This is a genomic window from Enterococcus sp. 10F3_DIV0382 (assembly GCF_002140245.1).
In the GTDB taxonomy this organism is placed as follows: Bacteria; Bacillota; Bacilli; order Lactobacillales; family Enterococcaceae; genus Enterococcus_B; species Enterococcus_B lactis.
Genome location: NZ_NGMF01000003.1, coordinates 137,050 through 152,728, shown reverse-complemented (window position 1 = coordinate 152,728; position 15,679 = coordinate 137,050). Strand labels below are relative to the sequence as shown.

12 protein-coding genes and 8 pseudogenes are annotated in these 15,679 nt (G+C 34.9%); 6 read left to right on the top strand and 14 right to left on the bottom strand.

What is annotated here, in order from left to right; translation table 11 throughout:
* Positions 1 to 12: 12 nt before the first annotated feature.
* Both A5849_RS14070 and A5849_RS14065 read right to left on the bottom strand, forming a co-directional pair.
* Positions 13 to 1,179, bottom strand: a complete 1,167-nt coding sequence (locus tag A5849_RS14070; protein WP_086310192.1) for a restriction endonuclease subunit S — start codon at positions 1,177 to 1,179, stop codon at positions 13 to 15.
* Complete coding sequence (locus A5849_RS14065) at positions 1,169 to 2,764, bottom strand: type I restriction-modification system subunit M (protein ID WP_086310191.1); 1,596 nt, start codon at positions 2,762 to 2,764, stop codon at positions 1,169 to 1,171. Before A5849_RS14065 ends, A5849_RS14070 begins: the two co-directional genes overlap by 11 nt.
* A 123-nt stretch (positions 2,765 to 2,887) precedes the next feature.
* Between A5849_RS14065 and A5849_RS14060 the strand changes: the two genes are divergently transcribed.
* The 3 genes and pseudogenes from A5849_RS14060 to A5849_RS14050 form a co-directional block, all read left to right on the top strand.
* Positions 2,888 to 3,673, top strand: coding sequence for a SinI family restriction endonuclease (locus A5849_RS14060; protein ID WP_002326176.1), 786 nt, complete (start codon positions 2,888 to 2,890; stop codon positions 3,671 to 3,673).
* Positions 3,666 to 3,908, top strand: coding sequence for a hypothetical protein (locus A5849_RS15385; protein ID WP_002324480.1), 243 nt, complete (start codon positions 3,666 to 3,668; stop codon positions 3,906 to 3,908). The genes A5849_RS14060 and A5849_RS15385 overlap by 8 nt, the downstream gene beginning before the upstream one ends.
* A gap of 236 nt (positions 3,909 to 4,144) precedes the next feature.
* Positions 4,145 to 4,543 (top strand): annotated as a pseudogene (locus A5849_RS14050) (transposase); the annotation flags it as partial.
* A gap of 11 nt (positions 4,544 to 4,554) precedes the next feature.
* Here A5849_RS14050 and A5849_RS14045 read toward each other — a convergent pair.
* From A5849_RS14045 to A5849_RS14010, 8 genes and pseudogenes are all read right to left on the bottom strand, one after another.
* Positions 4,555 to 5,064 (bottom strand): annotated as a pseudogene (locus A5849_RS14045) (IS30 family transposase); the annotation flags it as partial.
* Positions 5,019 to 6,388, bottom strand: a pseudogene (locus A5849_RS14040) (S8 family serine peptidase). The pseudogenes A5849_RS14040 and A5849_RS14045, both read right to left, overlap by 46 nt.
* A 186-nt stretch (positions 6,389 to 6,574) precedes the next feature.
* Positions 6,575 to 6,790: pseudogene (locus tag A5849_RS15425) on the bottom strand (hypothetical protein); the annotation flags it as partial.
* A gap of 373 nt (positions 6,791 to 7,163) precedes the next feature.
* Positions 7,164 to 7,712, bottom strand: coding sequence for a hypothetical protein (locus A5849_RS14030; protein ID WP_002292681.1), 549 nt, complete (start codon positions 7,710 to 7,712; stop codon positions 7,164 to 7,166).
* Entirely contained in the window at positions 7,713 to 8,570 is an 858-nt protein-coding gene (locus A5849_RS14025; RefSeq protein ID WP_002292680.1) for a ParA family protein, read from the bottom strand.
* 285 nt (positions 8,571 to 8,855) lie between these two features.
* Positions 8,856 to 9,143: pseudogene (locus A5849_RS14020) on the bottom strand (type II toxin-antitoxin system RelE/ParE family toxin).
* Positions 9,133 to 9,462 carry an AbrB family transcriptional regulator gene (locus tag A5849_RS14015; RefSeq protein WP_002292678.1) on the bottom strand — a complete coding sequence of 110 codons (330 nt, stop codon included), beginning with the start codon at positions 9,460 to 9,462 and terminating at the stop codon, positions 9,133 to 9,135. Before A5849_RS14015 ends, A5849_RS14020 begins: the two are co-directional and overlap by 11 nt.
* Positions 9,463 to 9,536: 74 nt before the next feature.
* Positions 9,537 to 9,809, bottom strand: a complete 273-nt coding sequence (locus A5849_RS14010; RefSeq protein WP_086310190.1) for a Txe/YoeB family addiction module toxin — start codon at positions 9,807 to 9,809, stop codon at positions 9,537 to 9,539.
* 112 nt (positions 9,810 to 9,921) lie between these two features.
* Between A5849_RS14010 and A5849_RS14005 the strand changes: the two genes are divergently transcribed.
* Together A5849_RS14005 and A5849_RS14000 are read left to right on the top strand one after the other, a co-directional pair.
* Positions 9,922 to 10,830 (top strand): IS982-like element ISEfm1 family transposase, encoded by a 909-nt coding sequence (locus A5849_RS14005; protein WP_086310189.1) that lies wholly within the window; start codon positions 9,922 to 9,924, stop codon positions 10,828 to 10,830.
* Between the two features lie 239 nt (positions 10,831 to 11,069).
* A protein-coding gene (locus tag A5849_RS14000) for an IS3 family transposase (protein WP_086956687.1) occupies positions 11,070 to 12,232 on the top strand; the annotation gives its coding sequence in 2 pieces (ribosomal slippage) (positions 11,070 to 11,346 and positions 11,346 to 12,232; 1,164 coding nt in all).
* 403 nt (positions 12,233 to 12,635) lie between these two features.
* On the opposite strand, the gene A5849_RS13995 is transcribed toward A5849_RS14000, so the two are convergent.
* From A5849_RS13995 to A5849_RS15420, 3 genes and pseudogenes are all read right to left on the bottom strand, one after another.
* A complete protein-coding gene (locus A5849_RS13995; protein ID WP_002352476.1) occupies positions 12,636 to 12,953 on the bottom strand; it encodes a type II toxin-antitoxin system RelE/ParE family toxin in 318 nt (105 codons plus the stop codon).
* Positions 12,954 to 13,208: an AbrB family transcriptional regulator gene (locus A5849_RS13990; protein ID WP_002318299.1), complete on the bottom strand. Its 255-nt coding sequence runs from the start codon at positions 13,206 to 13,208 to the stop codon at positions 12,954 to 12,956.
* 259 nt (positions 13,209 to 13,467) lie between these two features.
* Positions 13,468 to 13,692 (bottom strand): annotated as a pseudogene (locus tag A5849_RS15420) (type II toxin-antitoxin system RelE/ParE family toxin).
* Between the two features lie 433 nt (positions 13,693 to 14,125).
* On the opposite strand from A5849_RS15420, the pseudogene A5849_RS13980 reads away from it, so the two are divergent.
* Positions 14,126 to 14,764, top strand: a pseudogene (locus A5849_RS13980) (replication initiator protein A); the annotation flags it as partial.
* Positions 14,765 to 15,103: 339 nt separating this feature from the next.
* Here the strand turns inward: A5849_RS13980 and A5849_RS14840 are convergent.
* Positions 15,104 to 15,190, bottom strand: a pseudogene (locus A5849_RS14840) (single-stranded DNA-binding protein); the annotation flags it as partial.
* Positions 15,191 to 15,679: the final 489 nt, after the last annotated feature.

The window sequence follows — 15,679 nt, the reverse complement described above, 5'->3', positions numbered from 1 at the left end:
TCTTCTTCCCTCCTAGACAAACATCTTTTGTAAGAAGCCTTTTTTCGTTTCTTTTAGTAAATCTAACTTGCGTTGATGAAGAGTGATGGTGTCGTCGAGTTGTTTGAAGAAGCCACCGATTTTAGTTTGTTCCTCAAAACTAGGTGTAGGAATGGGCATTTCTAAAAATGTATCAACGTGAATTCTTTTAGCTCTCCTCGACCCATTTGCTAGGTTTCCTTGGTATTTATAGAAGCGAGTTAGAGATACATACTCTAATAAGAATATTGAATTCATATTTTCCCCAATATCAAAAGCTGGTGAATCAAGAGTTGATTCATAGCCATCTAACTCACTTGGGACTATTCCAAATGCTTGGTTCAAAAAATCTAATTTACCATACATGAACTGTCCAGATTTCCGAATATAGTACTGGGTTGCAGAGCTTCCTGAATAAATTTCCTCTTTAGGAACTACACCTTTTCTCCACAGTTTTACAGTCATTTTTCTTGCAACGCTACCATCTGAACCCTTGATTCTACTTTCATTTAAAAAATCACCAACCTTACGCTGTTCCCAATCTTCCGTAAATCCCGGAAAACGAATTTCTGGCACTTTTGCTCCGTTTTTAGGGAACATTTTTTGTAAGAATCCTTTTTTCGTTTCCTTCAGCAAATCTAACTTACGCTGATGAAGAGCGATAGTATCATCTAATTGATTCAAAAAATCTGAAAGTCTGTCTTGCTCCTCAAATGAACTAGGAATCATAATGCTAATATCTCCCATAACATTATTCATAAGTTTAGGATTTCCAACATGAGAGACCCATTTCCAAGCTTCCAAATTCAAAATTTCGGATATCGCTTTGTTGGTGTATCCTTTGTCTGAAATCAATACACCATTTACATTTGTTGAGTAAAACCTACCTGAACGGTAACTAACGGTTCCAGCATTGGCACCATCAGTGGTCCATGTAATTGCAGTATCAAACAAATAATCTTTATAATATCCCATTAACCCATTATTTTTTGTTTGAGAAGAATAAACTGGAAATGGTGATATATCTGATTTCTCCTCACTAGTTTCAGTTGCGGCAAGAACTTGCCCCCGCGTGATCTTGAATATGTCCTTAATCTTACGCTCTTCCCAATCTTCCGTAAATCCAGGAAACCGAATTTCTGGTTGCGTATCATTGCTCATGTTTGAACACCTCCAACGCACCTTGCAACCACGCTTCATTTTCAGGTGTTGTTTGCAAGGAAGAGATTGCTTCCAAGAGTTCATTTTCTAGCACTTGCTGTTCTTGTCGTATCTTCTTGATGTCATTTCCGACATGAACCATATCAATTGGTTCTTCTTCTTCGAACGTATCTACATAGCGTGGAATATTTAAGTTATAGTCATTTTCTTTGATTTCATCAAAGGTTGCCAAATGAGCGTATTTCTCGACATCTTTTCTTTCAGCGTAGGTTTCGAGGACTTTTTGAATATTTTCCTCCGATAATTTATTTTGATTTTTTCCTTTAACAAATTCTCGACTAGCGTCAATGAATAATACATCTCGAGTTTGGCGGTTCTTTTTCAATACAATCACCGTCGTTGGAATCGATGTACCAAAGAACAAGTTCGCAGGCATACCAATCACGGCGTAAATACTGCCGTCTTCTAATAATTTTTGACGAATGCCCCCTTCTGCAGCACCACGGAATAAAACCCCGTGTGGCAAGACGATGGCCATGGTCCCTGTTTCCTTCAAATGATAGAAACCATGAAGAAGAAACGCAAAATCTGCTTTGGATTTTGGCGCTAATTTCCCATAACGATTAAATCGAGAATCATCTAAGAAGGTCGCATCTGCTGACCAGTTAGCCGAATAGGGTGGATTCATCACTACTGCATCAAATGTGTAAGGTTCATCTGTTGGCCAGTCCTTATTCAACGTATCCCCATTGCGGAGATTCATCTCTTCAGCATCTACCCCATGTAAAATCAAGTTCATTTTTGCTAGATTGTATGTCGTTGTATTTAATTCTTGCCCATGATATTTAACGTTATCTGGGTGAGTTAAGTAGTTACGTACGTTTAACATCAATGAGCCTGAACCCATCGTTGGATCAAAAACACTAAAGAATCGTCGTTCTTTTTGATCCAACGTCACGATTTGTGCCATCATATCAGAAACCATATGAGGCGTGTAAAATTCTCCGGCTTTCTTCCCTGCTTCTGAAGCAAATTGACTGATCAGAAATTCATACGCATCCCCGATCACGTCCCCATCGTGACCTAAAACTTCCACGTCATTCAATTTCTTAATGACTTCGGTAATCGTCACGTTTCGTTGTTGCTCATCTGTTCCTAGTTTTTTTGATTGGAGATCCACATCATCAAATAACCCATTAAATTGATTGTAGGTAGATGCCAATTGCACAAAGGCTTTGTTTAGATCGTTCAATTGGAACGTTGCTTGTTTTGCTTGATCCGCTAAGACGTTGAAAAGATACTCTGGCGCAATCGCATACCCCAAAATATCAACGATTGTGGCAATCAGGTCTTCTTTTGATTCTTCATCTGAAAGTAATTCACGATACAACATCGTTTGTTTGCTTACCGTATCATATTCCTCTAAGGATTCATCTGCTAAAAGAACCACTTGTTCCAACAATCGGTCGGATAAATATTTATAGAAAATCAGCCCCAATAAATAATTTTTATATTCTGACGCATCCATTTTGCTACGGAGATTATCTGCCGCACTAAATAATTTTTGATTTAATTCTGCACCCAAAAAGATACACTCCTATCTCTTATTTAAAGTTGCTATATACCCTCTTATTTTAGCATACTCCCTTTTAGAAAAAGCAAAAAAAAAGAAAGAATCTTATTCTTGATAACAAGCTACGTGACGTATATGCCTAACAAAAATAGAACTTTTGAATCAATCTTAAATGAAGGTTTAACCACAGAACCGGCATCCATTATTTTTGATGAAGTTATCGATGACGTTGAAGATAGTAAGTATCATAAAATTTTAAAAGAACTTTTTTATTTTGCACTCAACAATGGACCAAGTTTGTTCACTGGTATATCAGTACCTGATAGTGATAATCCATTAATTATGGCAAAAATTTACTTAACAAAATGGTGTAATAAATACATCAGGGATAGGAATAACCCAGCATTAAAAAAACCTCTTAAAACATTTGGCGAAAAAGATGCTGCTTTAACTACTAGAGTAGCAGCAAATGCTAATATTGATGATCAAAAAGTATTGAATGACTACTTGCGTGGACATTTTTTATATATGAGCGCTGAGAACATGAACGGAAGTATTTTAGAGGAATATTTAGCCGAAGTGTTAGAACCTGAAGGTTGGATTTGGTGCGCCGGCTCTGTATATCGAGCTGTTGATTTCTGTTATTTAGGAACCTCACCAATTCTTTTACAAGTGAAAAATAAATACAATACAGAAAGCAGTTCGAGTTCAGCTATAAGAGTAGGAACAACAATTAGAAAATGGAATCGTTTAAATAAGTCGACAAAAATTTCTGGTTTGGATAGCCCTATCCCCAATTGGAAAGCATTAATAGAAATGACTGAAGCTAGTAAGGAACTGGCAGCTAAGTTAACTGAAAATAGTTATTTAGCTTATATTAATGAAAAATCCACACGAGAATTATGGACACTCGATGACTAACAATATCCTTATTAGTATCTATCCACGATACATGGAAAAAATTATAAACAAACAAAAAAACTTTGAATTTAGAAATTTCTATCTTACCTCAGATCCTTATAATATCTTTTGGATTTACGAAACAATCCCCACCAAAGCTTTAAAGTATAAATTGATTGTAAAAAATCCAATTACTAAACTTAAGAAAAATCAACACTACTTTTTAGGAGACGATGAGTTTGAACAATTAGTTTAAAAGGGAAAATATGCTTACGAAATTATCCACCTAGAAGAAATACTTTTACCAATAAGTCTGTCTAATTTAAAAAATTTAGGAGTTACTGCACCACAAGGATATGCATATATAAAAAAATATCCTAGTCTTGTCGATATTCTCGCCGTTTGTATAATTAAGCGAGACAAATAAAAAAGCCATTTATGTTACACTCAAATTGTAATACCCGCTAAAGCATACAAGGAGAGTGAACATAAATGACTTATACCCATCTTACACCAAACGAGCTTGTAATGATAGAAGCATATTTTCATCAAGAAACTCCGGTTGCTATCGTTGCGAAGCAGCTTAAACGTGGACGCCAAACAATTTACAATGTCTATAACTTTCTCAAATGTGGTGGAACAGCACTTGAATACCTTGAACAATACAAAGAAAATAAGCGACGTTGTGGGAGAACCGAAATCATTTTTCCTGCTGAGGAAAAAGAATACATTGCAAAAAGATCAACTGAAGGTTGGACCCCAGACGTCATTATTGGCCGTGCAGAGCGAACCTTCTCTTGTTCAGTAAGTACCCTCTATCGCCGGTTTAAGACGGGAGAATTCAATGTTTTACATTTACCGATGCAAGGAAAACGAAAACCAAATGGTTATTATTTGTCAAATTAAGCGAGACAAAACTTTCCATTTACGTAACTCAAAAAAACTTCTAATGGTGTTTGGTAATTTAGTGATTTTCTAGGGATATGGTTTCTTTTGGACGCAACGGATGAGATGAATCCTTGATTGACTTGGTTGAAGTCCATTTCTTTTGGTAGTCCATCTTTTCGGAGGAGTCCGTTTGAATGTTCATTTAATCCCCGTTGGGAAGGCGTTCCTGGGTCTGCGAAATAAATATCAATATCATTCGTATTACTAATACTTTTCCAATTAGAGAATTCTTTTCCACAATCAAAGGTAATTGATTTGAAAAGATTTTTGGGTACGGATTGAAGCCATTCATTAATCGAATTTTCAATATCAACTGCCTTACGGCCTTCTGGTTTCAAGGCGATAATGGCTTTTGAAAGTCGCTCAACGAGTGTGATGACGACACTTTTATGGTGGATGCCGACAATCGTATCACCCTCTAAATGTCCAAATTCTTCTTCGAAAACGACATAATCTTTTTTACGTGCTCGATGCTAACTTCATTCAATCCATTGATTGTACTATTTTTTGCAGTAATATTCAGTCTACCAATTTGGGCTAAGCCTAATTCTGGAACTTCAAACTTAATCACTGCTTGAATTGAATTAATTGTATCTATATCAGCATTAATAGTAACCTGTACTTGATTTGTAACATCATTCCCAAAATCATCTATAGCTTTCACTTGAAAAGTATCAATGGCTATGACACTATCCCATGCGGAACCAATATCAATGGTTGCTGTTTCTTTTCCTAGCGTAAGTTTACGTAATCGAGGTACGGTCACTGTAACTGAGATTTGATCTGTTAAATCAGGTGATGCAAATACTACTTCGTAATCGCCAAAGTTAGATGTATCCACTTCGTTTTTTAGAACAACCACTTGATCCGTCAAATCATTTCCTGACTGGTCAATCCAGTGAACGTGACACATCTCTTTAGCAATTTCATCTGACCATTCACTATTTAATCTTAATGTGATATTAGATGCAGTAAGTTTACCCGTTACTTGTCGTACAACATTATTCGTATTTAGTCTTCCCCCTGTAAGACATAAATCAGATAGTTCATAAAATGAATCAACACTATTTAAAATGATTTTTTTTAATTCATCAGTAGATAGATCAGGATCTAGTGACAACGCTAATGCAGCACTACCAGTGACATGAGGTGTTGCCATCGAGGTACCTGACATATACGTGTATTTACTTCCTAGAAATGTACTAAAAACACGAAACCCTCTAGCGAATAAATCAACACCTGTTTTACTATAATTTGAATCAGAACTTCGTTCATAACCACTAGAATTTCCTACAGTAATAATATTAGGTATATCCAAAGAAGCTGGGTAAAAAGGTTTATCAGTCATATCTATCCCATTATTTCCAGCTGCTGCTACGAATAATCCAGGATAGTTTTTAATTGCTTCTTCTGTACTGCTATAAACAACACTACCTATACTAAAATTGATAATTGGAAACCCTTTTTGGGATGCATAATTAATAGCTTCAGTTAAGATTGCCAAACTGGTACCTCCACTACTACCAAATACACGTATAGGTACCATCGTAACATCCCAATTTATTCCAGCAACACCTAATTCGTTGTTTGTTTGAGCACCAATAATCCCGGCAATATGTGTCCATGTCCCATAGTATCCATAGGATCTGTATCATCGTCAAAAAAATCGTATCTCAAACTTTCATCTACATTTCCAGAAAGATCTTCATGTTGATAATCAATTCCTGAATCAATGACCGCTACCTTCACATCCTTAGAACCCTTGGTTTCTTCCCAAGCGGATGGCATGCTAATCTCTCTTAAATTAGCTTGTTTACTCCAATTAGGATCGTTAAGAATAATTGATCGATTTCCTAAAGAATCAGTTGTATTTGGCTCCTCAACATCATTCAACGGCTCTAGTTCAACCACATAGTTTGGCTCTGCATAATTGACCATATCAGAAGCATTAAATGTTCTTACTGCCTCTTCCACACTAATTTCTTCGTTCAATTTCACTAATAATACTTGATCTCGCTTATTATAATCGCTTTCATTTGTCCTAAGAGTCAAATCTTTTTCCACCATAACTTTTACACCCAATAAATTTTGCGGTTTATTTTTCTCTGTTGAAATTCTTTGTGTAGCCTTTAAACTGACAATTAGCTCATTGGGTACATACTCTATTTGAGAGTCATCTAATTGGCTCATAATCCTTTCTTTTTGGTTAGTATCTGCAGTTACTTGTTTAGTATGAGCCATGAACCCAAACATACTCACCCCAACAACCAATCCTAAATATATTTTCTTTTTAAACTTTTTCACCTACATCTCCTCCTAATAGTTTTATTTTAGAGTTAGCTCTATTACTTATTTACTAACTCAACAACAGATTATCATACACTTGTTAATGAAATCACAATATCTCATTAAAACACACCCTAAAATCATAACCGTTCCTATGCTCATTTTTTGGATTTTTTAATCACGTAACCAGAAAAATAAATCCCCTCTATTTCACGCAAATCAAAGAAGAACTAAGTAACTACCGTTTAAAGGTAGTTACTTAGTTCTTCTTTGATTATTATCTAACTTTATTATTCATTCCCCACCCTTTGCGCAGTGAGTCTTCGGTATCTTGTTTTATCTGACTGGTAGTTCTTATTATTTCTCCACGATCATCTAATTCTGGAACAATTGGATATTTTTCTCTGAACAAGTCTAGTTCTTTCACCACGTCATTAAACAAATCTTGCTTATCTTCTTGCGTAAGATTCTGTTTAATATACTCATCTAAAGCTTTTCTAAGCAATTCATCTCTTGTCATATTAGTCTCATACTTTTCTACTAAAACTCTGGAAGTCGCATTTAACAAAGTCGACAGTTTTAAAGGATGCTTGGTGGAATAAACCTTATCAAACTTTCTGATTGGTGCGCCAACTTTTTTTGTTCTTCCTCTACTCTGTCTTTCAACATTGGAGGAAGTTTTTATTTCTTGAACTTGGTGCACTTCTAATTGCTTATTTTCAGATGGTGTAATTGCTTGCTGCTTTTTCTTTGCTTCTGCTTCTTTTTTTATTTTGGCGAGTCCTTTGTTGTTCCCAAAAATATCAAGTCCTTTGATGTCAGCCAATTACTCCACCTCCGCATACCAATTCTCGTGTTCTTCCAATTCTTTCAAAATACTGATAAATAATTCGTGGCTTTTGCGATCCCATTGTTTTAAGAGACCTTTCTTTGTCTTCTCCATCGTAATACCTGATCCGTCGTATCGTTTTAAGCGCGCATTTTTGAGTACAACATTTTTAATCAAATGTTCCCCATAAATCTCTTGGGCTTGTTTATACATTTCCTGATCTACTGCGTCACCGCTTTCCAACATGAAAGGAATAACACCAGCAACATATAAATTTGTATCAAATTCTTTCACAAAAAAGTCCATATACTCAAGATATTGCATCGCATTTCTCATCGATTTTACTTGGGTCTGTAAGACGACGATTGCCCAGTCCGCAATGTACATCGCGGATTTACTATATACAGAAATAGAAGGTGGGACATCTAAATAGATGACGTCAAACTCATCAAATAATGGTTCTAGCTTTTCTTTCATATATTTGAATTGGGATAATGAATCATTATATTGGTCTTTGATCCAATCATCATACATTTCAAAGGACATGTCTGCTGGAAGTATATAGAGGTTATTGATTACTTTATAGACAGCCTCTTTAGGTGGAAGATTGTTTATCAACACGTCAGTCACAGTATTTTCGTAAACAATCGGTTCACCTTCTCCGCCTCCTTCTTCGTTAGTGAAGTTCATATGCGTTAAGTTCATCACATCAGAAGTATTTCCTTGCATATCCAAGTCAATTATCAAGGTTCTTTTTCCTTCATTAACTGCTGATTCAAACCCTAACATTTGCGCGCACGTACTTTTACCTACGCCACCTTTAAAATTACCGATTACATATTTCTTCGCTACCACGTTCCTACCTCTTTTCTTTTAGCAATATTCATTTGATACTATTATAACATATTTATTTTTAGTTACTACCAAAAAAAAGATATATATGTACTACCTTATAATTAATAAGTAAAAGGTAGTACATAAATAAGGAAAAGCTGAAATATATTGATTTATAGCTTTCCTCAAAGTAATGACGTTATTTAATTTATCGAGAAGCAGAGAATACTCGCGACTTTAGTCATGTAGACGAATCAGATTTTCGATAAAAAAGAAGCCGTCCTTCTTAAGAACGACAACAAATCACTAGATTAATTTTTTCAACTGTTCATAAAAGTTTTCATGCGTTCCACATAACAATACTGGAATAACCTTGTTTTCTATAATCTAGTAAGCTACTCTATATGTTGTGCCCGCATATTTGAACCCACTAGACCAAATACCTGATAAATCCCCAGTTTTTTGTTCACCCTTATATGGATCAATCGCAATTTCATCATAAATTAAATTCAAAAATTTTTCTTTCAATGGCTTCTCTTTTAGCTTTTTTAAATACTTAATGACATGTTTTGAAGGAACGATTTCATAAGCCAATTTCTGTTGCCAACTCCTCTTTAGTCATTACTTTAGAATTAGTAAGTGTATCTTCAGCAATATCTCTAAAGGAAGAATGCATTTTGTTTTTTCTATTCTTAAATTCTACAAGAATCTCATCTTTATCGTAGCCTTCTGCAATTATATCAGACAAAATATCTTCGCTAAAATCATAAAATTCTTTTTGTGGTTCAACAAATTCATAAAGAATACCATTCTCTACCAACTTTGCTTCAACTTCGACTCCATTAGGAACATTAAAATCTTTAGGTACTGTCAACATGATTGAATTGCCTTGTTTTCTTGTTTTTGTAATCATTTAAATCTCTCATTTCTAACAGTATGTAATTACTTAGTAAATACATTATACCACGAGATAATGTATTTAAGTAATTACTGTGACTCGTAATGCGTCCTTGCTGAATAAATTTCAACCACGTGTTCATCTTCATCTACCTTATAAGCAACCCGGTGTTGTCTATTCAATCTTCTAGAATACCTACCTTCATGTGTAGGTTTTAACTTCTCAAATGATTGGTTAGGGAGATAGAGATCTTCCTTTAAAGTCTGAATAACCTTCTCAAATTGAGGTTTCAAATTAGACTGTTTGATTTTCTTTAAATCAGCTTTAGCCGAGTTTTTAATCATCACAGAATAGTTATTCATTACCCGTGGTGCTAGTTAATTTTTTCCTAGAGGAAAATGTCTAAACATGTTGGTAAATCAACAAAAAAACGCATATAGTAGTCTCAAAACTCCCAAGAAATGAGGACTACATATGCGTTCATCAAAATATACTGAACATTATACAGATACTTTTATAACATTCAAGGAAATTATGAGAACTGTTTCTAACATATACCACAATTGTGTACCAGATAAGATTAAAAACCGAAGAAATACTGATCAACTGAAGCAACGCGATACAGTGATTATTGCTTGTGTTATATGGGGCATAATTAATGGCTATACTAGCCAAAGAGCCACGTATAGAGCGGTTTGTTCCGTCTTATTTCCTAATGGTGACTTTCCTAGTAGGAGTCGATTCACTCGCTTAAGTTCAAACTTAGCTTACACTATCAAGATTATTCGATACTTTTTCATCAAGAAGCTCACCAAAGGTGAACTAGTCGGAATTATAGATAGTTTTCCTAGTCCATTATGTAAACCAGTTAGAAATAGACAAGCAAAACTATTGAATCAAATAGCCAAAGTTGGCTATAACTCAACAAAAAAATCTTATTTTTATGGTCTTAAAATTCATATGATCGTTACTAAGACTGGCTTTCCGATTACTTACTCAATCACGAATCCAAGTGTCCATGACGTGAAAGTGTTAGAGACTTTATCGGAAGAAGCGAATCTTCCCAATATCCTAGGGGACAAAGGATATATTAGCCATAAAATCCATGAAAAGCTTGCCCTTAAGGGCATTACTATATCCGTTCCGCCACGTAAAAACATGGATAAATCAGAAAAACTAGACCACAGCTTACTTGGAAAACAAAGAAAAACAGTTGAGACTGTTTGTTCTTCCTTAGAAAAATTAGGTTGTCAAAATTTCAACTCACGTTCTGTTAAAGGGCTAGAGAGTAGATTTGAAAGCATATTACTGGCTTACAGTGTTCTATTAAGTCGAGCACAACGACGTTTTGAAGGAACTTTGAGACATTCTTTAGGATATTAAAATTAACTAGCACCACGGGTTATTTAAGAAGTTTCCCATAGATATATTGGACTTCCTCTTTTAAAACACAAAAATAAATACTACCTTATTTAGGTAGTATTTATTAAAAGTTACGTCAATTTTGATTAAAAATATACTACTTGAACCTCTCATGAGTAAAGTCATGGATAGGCTACAATTAACTAGACAGAAAAATTAAGGTGTGTAGACTAGAAGAAAACATACCAGGAGGAATTTTTATGTCTAAGAGAACACGAAGAACTTTTTCACAAGAATTCAAGCAACAAATCGTCAATCTTTACTTAGCTGGAAAGCCACGTGTAGAAATCATTCGAGAATATGAACTAACGGCTTCAGCATTTGACAAATGGGTAAAGCAATCTAAAACGAGTGGTTCATTCAAAGAAAAAGATAATCTTACGCCTGAACAAAAAGAATTGTTAGAACTACGTAAAAGAAACCAGCAATTAGAAATGGAAAATGATATTTTAAAGCAAGCAGCGCTGATATTCGGACGAAGAGACAAGTAATCGATGCGAATAAGCATCTTTACCCTATATCAGCGATGTGCAGAATATTAGGTCTATCACGTCAGTCCTATTATTATCAATCAAAACCAAAGAAAGACGAATCAGAACTTGAAGAAGTAGTCGCTGAAGAATTTATCCGCAGCCGAAAGGCCTACGGCTCAAGAAAAATAAAAAAAGCCTTATCAAAACGAGGCATTCAGATCAGCCGACGAAAAATTAGTAGAATCATGAAAAATAGAGGATTAAAATCGAGCTATACTGTTGCTTATTTTAAAGTACATCATTCTACTTGTAATGAAGCCAAAACGACAAACGTATTGAATCGTAAATTCTTAAGAGACAACCCATTAGAAGCGATCGTAACAGACTTGACTTATGTACGAGTCGGGAAAAAATGGAATTATGTCTGTTTCATTTTGGATCTGTTCAATCGAGAAATTCTCGGCTATTCTTGTGGAGAACATAAAGATGCCGTTCTAGTAAAAAAAGCATTTAGCCGTATCAAACAACCTCTGACAGAGGTTGAGATTTTTCATACTGATCGTGGAAAAGAATTTGATAACCAAGCTATTGATGAATTATTAACAACTTTTGACATCAATCGATCATTGAGTCATAAAGGCTGTCCTTTTGATAATGCCGTAGCTGAATCAACTTATAAGTCGTTGAAAGTAGAATTTGTCTATCAATACACATTTGAAACCTTACAACAATTGGATTTGGAGTTATTTGACTATGTCAATTGGTGGAACCACCTTCGGTTGCACGGTACACTTGGCTACGAGACACCGGTTGGTTACCGTAACCAGAGATTGGCGCAGCGAATCCTTGATAATGAGCTCGGATGTGCTAACGCTAGCGAGGCAGTCTAACTTTAACTGTTAGCTCCTGCCGAAGATCGTCACATCCGAGGAGGCTCATTGTCAAGGACAATCGGAATAGCATACGGAAAGAAGTTCTGCATCTTATAAAATTTGTCAAAAAAACTGTTGCCATTCCAGTCACGAAATTTTTGGGAATAGAGTGTACTTGATATCTTATTTTTTCACTAATAGCAGTGTCTCTTATTCACCAAGCGATCCCCGTAGTTCCTACGGTTCTTAATTTTTCTCTAGACTAATGATTGTATCTTTAGACCTTCAGACATAACATGGAGCAAAATAAAAAGGTACTAAGTCTTATATATCAATCTTCGAGTAACCGACGGTTAACAACCATATCGAGCGGCATTAATCACCCACCTGTAGAGGATGAGCGACTTTTGCCTAATTATTGTTAAAAGCCTAGTTTTATTTGTTTAGATTGGAAAATACGTCCTACAAGTATCTCTTTTTTTTCATGGTCGATCCGATAAAATAAGGCATAGCTTTTGCCGATCACGATCCGATATGTTGGGATATCCATTCCATAGATTTCGGAAACTTCCTCATGTATAGTTGGAAAATTTTTGGTTAGTTCTAAAGCCTTCTGGATCGCACCTACAAATCTTTTTATGCTGGCTGGAGAAAGAGCAAGCTCATTTTCCCATTCTTCTATTATCGTTTCAAGGCTGGTCTGGAAACTTTTAGAATAAACTAGCGTGTACTCTTTCATCTATTCACTCCAGCCGTATTTTCCGAAAGCTTTTACCATTTCAATTTCTGAAACTGTTAAACCTTTCTCAAAGTCTTGGAAACTTTCTTCAATCAATTTGCGATCGTGTTCTTTTGCTATTTGAGTAGTATCTAATATGAATAAGTTGCCTTCTTGTTTGGCTTGGACAGTGTCTCCGCTTTTTAATCCAAGAGAGCTTGGAAGGATCACTCCCACACTATTGCCGATCTTTCTAACCTTTAGTTCTTTTCCCATGTTATCACACTCCTTTTAGTTTTTGATGAATAAATTATAACATGTTATAACAACAATTGCCAACGGTGTTTCTTAAGGGATTCCACTCCATGTTATTATTGGACAAAATAAGCCACTTAGAACGCTGAAAACATATACAAACGATATCAAAATACGAGTGAACTACTCACCATACACTTCCGTTAACATCCATTTAAGTAGGTATTTTTATTGTATATAGATTTAACATATGTCGGTCGGTTGATTGATATAGCTAAAGTTATAACTCAACCGAAGCCGATTCATCTACACGAATAAAGTTGCGAGTGTTCTCGGCTAATTCATAATAATTGTTATGTGTTCCATATAGCAATACTGGAATAACTTTATTTTCTTGAATCTCATAAGCAACTCTATACACGGTGACCGCATACTTAAATCCATTAGACCAATTACCTGATAAACCTCCAGTTTTTTGCTCTTACTTAAATGGGTCAATAGCAATTTCATCACAAACCTATAGAGGATGAGTGACTTCTGCCTAATTACGTTAAAAAATATTGAAAGTAACTCTATGTAGCAAAAAATATCTAGAATTTCATTTCCTCAAAACTGATCGATATTGTATCTAAAAATATATACTACCTAAAATAGGTAGTATATATTAAAATATGTCCTTTTGTTAGAAAAATCAATACATAAATTATCATATCTGTATATGTCATTTAGGTATTTCAGTTATGTTATAATAGCTGTCTCTTATACACATCTAGATGTGTATAAGAGACAGGTACATAATTCATTTTATTTCTGATTTTAGGTAGTATTTAATTAAAAAACAGTTTTAATGCGTTTGCATTTTTTATTTATCTTTGCTATTTTCGAAAAGAGTAGGTAATTTTACATAAATAAAACAACGTGAAAGTAGAGGATCTACAATGACTGATTTTAAATTTTTTAAGGCGGATAGAGTTTACAACGAATTATTTTATCAATTTCCAAAAGTCTTTATTGTTTCTGACGAATACAAAAAAATGAAAGATTCAACTAAGATTGCCTATATGCTTTTAAAAGCAAGATTAGAGATCGCAATCAGCAAACGGCAAATCGATGAAGAAGGTAATGTTTATTTTACTTATACGACAAATGAACTATGTAGAGTATTAAACTGCCAAAAACAAAAAGCGATAGCAATCAAAAAAGAGTTGGAATCCTTTGGTTTATTATTACAAAAGCAGATGGGATTTAACAAACAGTTAGGGAAAAATAATCCTAATAGACTATATCTAGCAGAATTAAAAGTCTCAGAAAATGATATCTACTTACTCGAAAAATTTGATAGAGAGAATAGGGAAAACGTTGATAAATCAGAGGGTATGAAAATCATACCCACCCTCGACGAAAAATCAGACGCTGAATCCCTTGGGGCTCAAGAGGGTATGAAAATCATACCGTGCCAAAACGTTGATAAATCAGAGGGTATGAAAATCATACCAGAACTTAATAATAATATATTAGACACTAATAGACCTGTCTCTTATACACATCTAGATGTGTATAAGAGACAGATCTGTATATGTCATTTAGGTATTTCAGTTATGTTATAATAGTTTTGCTGTCTGCTACCCCGGCCTAATCTGGCAAGGGGAGGAGGAGATATAATGAAATACCTTTTTGATTTTGTTTTTGCAATCAAGCCACTTGCAGATGTAGTGTGCAGTTACCTCTGCAAATGGCTTGATTGCAAAATTGCCAAAAAAGACAGTAAGCCTACCCGTTAATTCTATAATATAGAAACGTAAAAAAAACCCCATCAGCCTGCACGCTGATGGGGTTTGGTGATATAATGAAATACCTCTTTGTTACTCATAATTATACCATAATTAGTCACGAATGCAACCAATAGAAAAAACTACTTAGAACGGTAGATCATCGCTAATAACAATGCATTGTCCACCAAATGGATTTTGTGAAGCATTAAATACATTGTTATTAATTGTCGCTGCTTTTAACTAGGCCTCTCCCCTTCTATTATAAAAGAAGATATATATCATTTCTTAATTACCTACTACCTTAAACCAAAATTTAAGTACTACCTAATTTAAGTAGTACTTAAACAATCTAAAAAATAGTTATCCCAATTGTTATGCTTTTATAATACGATTATTTGTAACAAAATGAATATTATATAATTAAACACTACCATATTTAGGTAGTGTTTAATTATTAGCAAAACAAAAAATATTTATTCTATTCTCTTGGAATGGCAACAGTTTTTTTGACAAATTTTATAAGGTGCAGAACTTCTTTCCGTATGCTATTCCGATTGTCCTTGACAATGAGCCTCCTCGGATGTGACGATCTTCGGCAGGAGCTAACAGTTAAAGTTAGACTGCCTCGCTAGCGTTAGCACATCCGAGCTCATTATCAAGGATTCGCTGCGCCAATCTCTGGTTACGGTAACCAACCGGTGTCTCGTAGCCAAGTGTACC

Bases quoted from the DNA above. Each gene is read 5' to 3' on its own strand.
- A5849_RS14070 (WP_086310192.1), bottom strand. From the start codon at position 1,179: ATGAGCAATGATACGCAACCAGAAATTCGGTTTCCTGGATTTACGGAA.
- A5849_RS14060 (WP_002326176.1), top strand. From the start codon at position 2,888: ATGCCTAACAAAAATAGAACTTTTGAATCAATCTTAAATGAAGGTTTA.
- A5849_RS15385 (WP_002324480.1), top strand. From the start codon at position 3,666: ATGACTAACAATATCCTTATTAGTATCTATCCACGATACATGGAAAAA.
- A5849_RS14015 (WP_002292678.1), bottom strand. From the start codon at position 9,462: ATGATTACAAAAACAAGAAAACAAGGCAATTCAATCATGTTGACAGTA.
- A5849_RS14010 (WP_086310190.1), bottom strand. From the start codon at position 9,809: ATGAATAACTATTCTGTGATGATTAAAAACTCGGCTAAAGCTGATTTA.
- A5849_RS14005 (WP_086310189.1), top strand. From the start codon at position 9,922: ATGCGTTCATCAAAATATACTGAACATTATACAGATACTTTTATAACA.
- A5849_RS13995 (WP_002352476.1), bottom strand. From the start codon at position 12,953: ATGAAAGAGTACACGCTAGTTTATTCTAAAAGTTTCCAGACCAGCCTT.
- A5849_RS13990 (WP_002318299.1), bottom strand. From the start codon at position 13,208: ATGGGAAAAGAACTAAAGGTTAGAAAGATCGGCAATAGTGTGGGAGTG.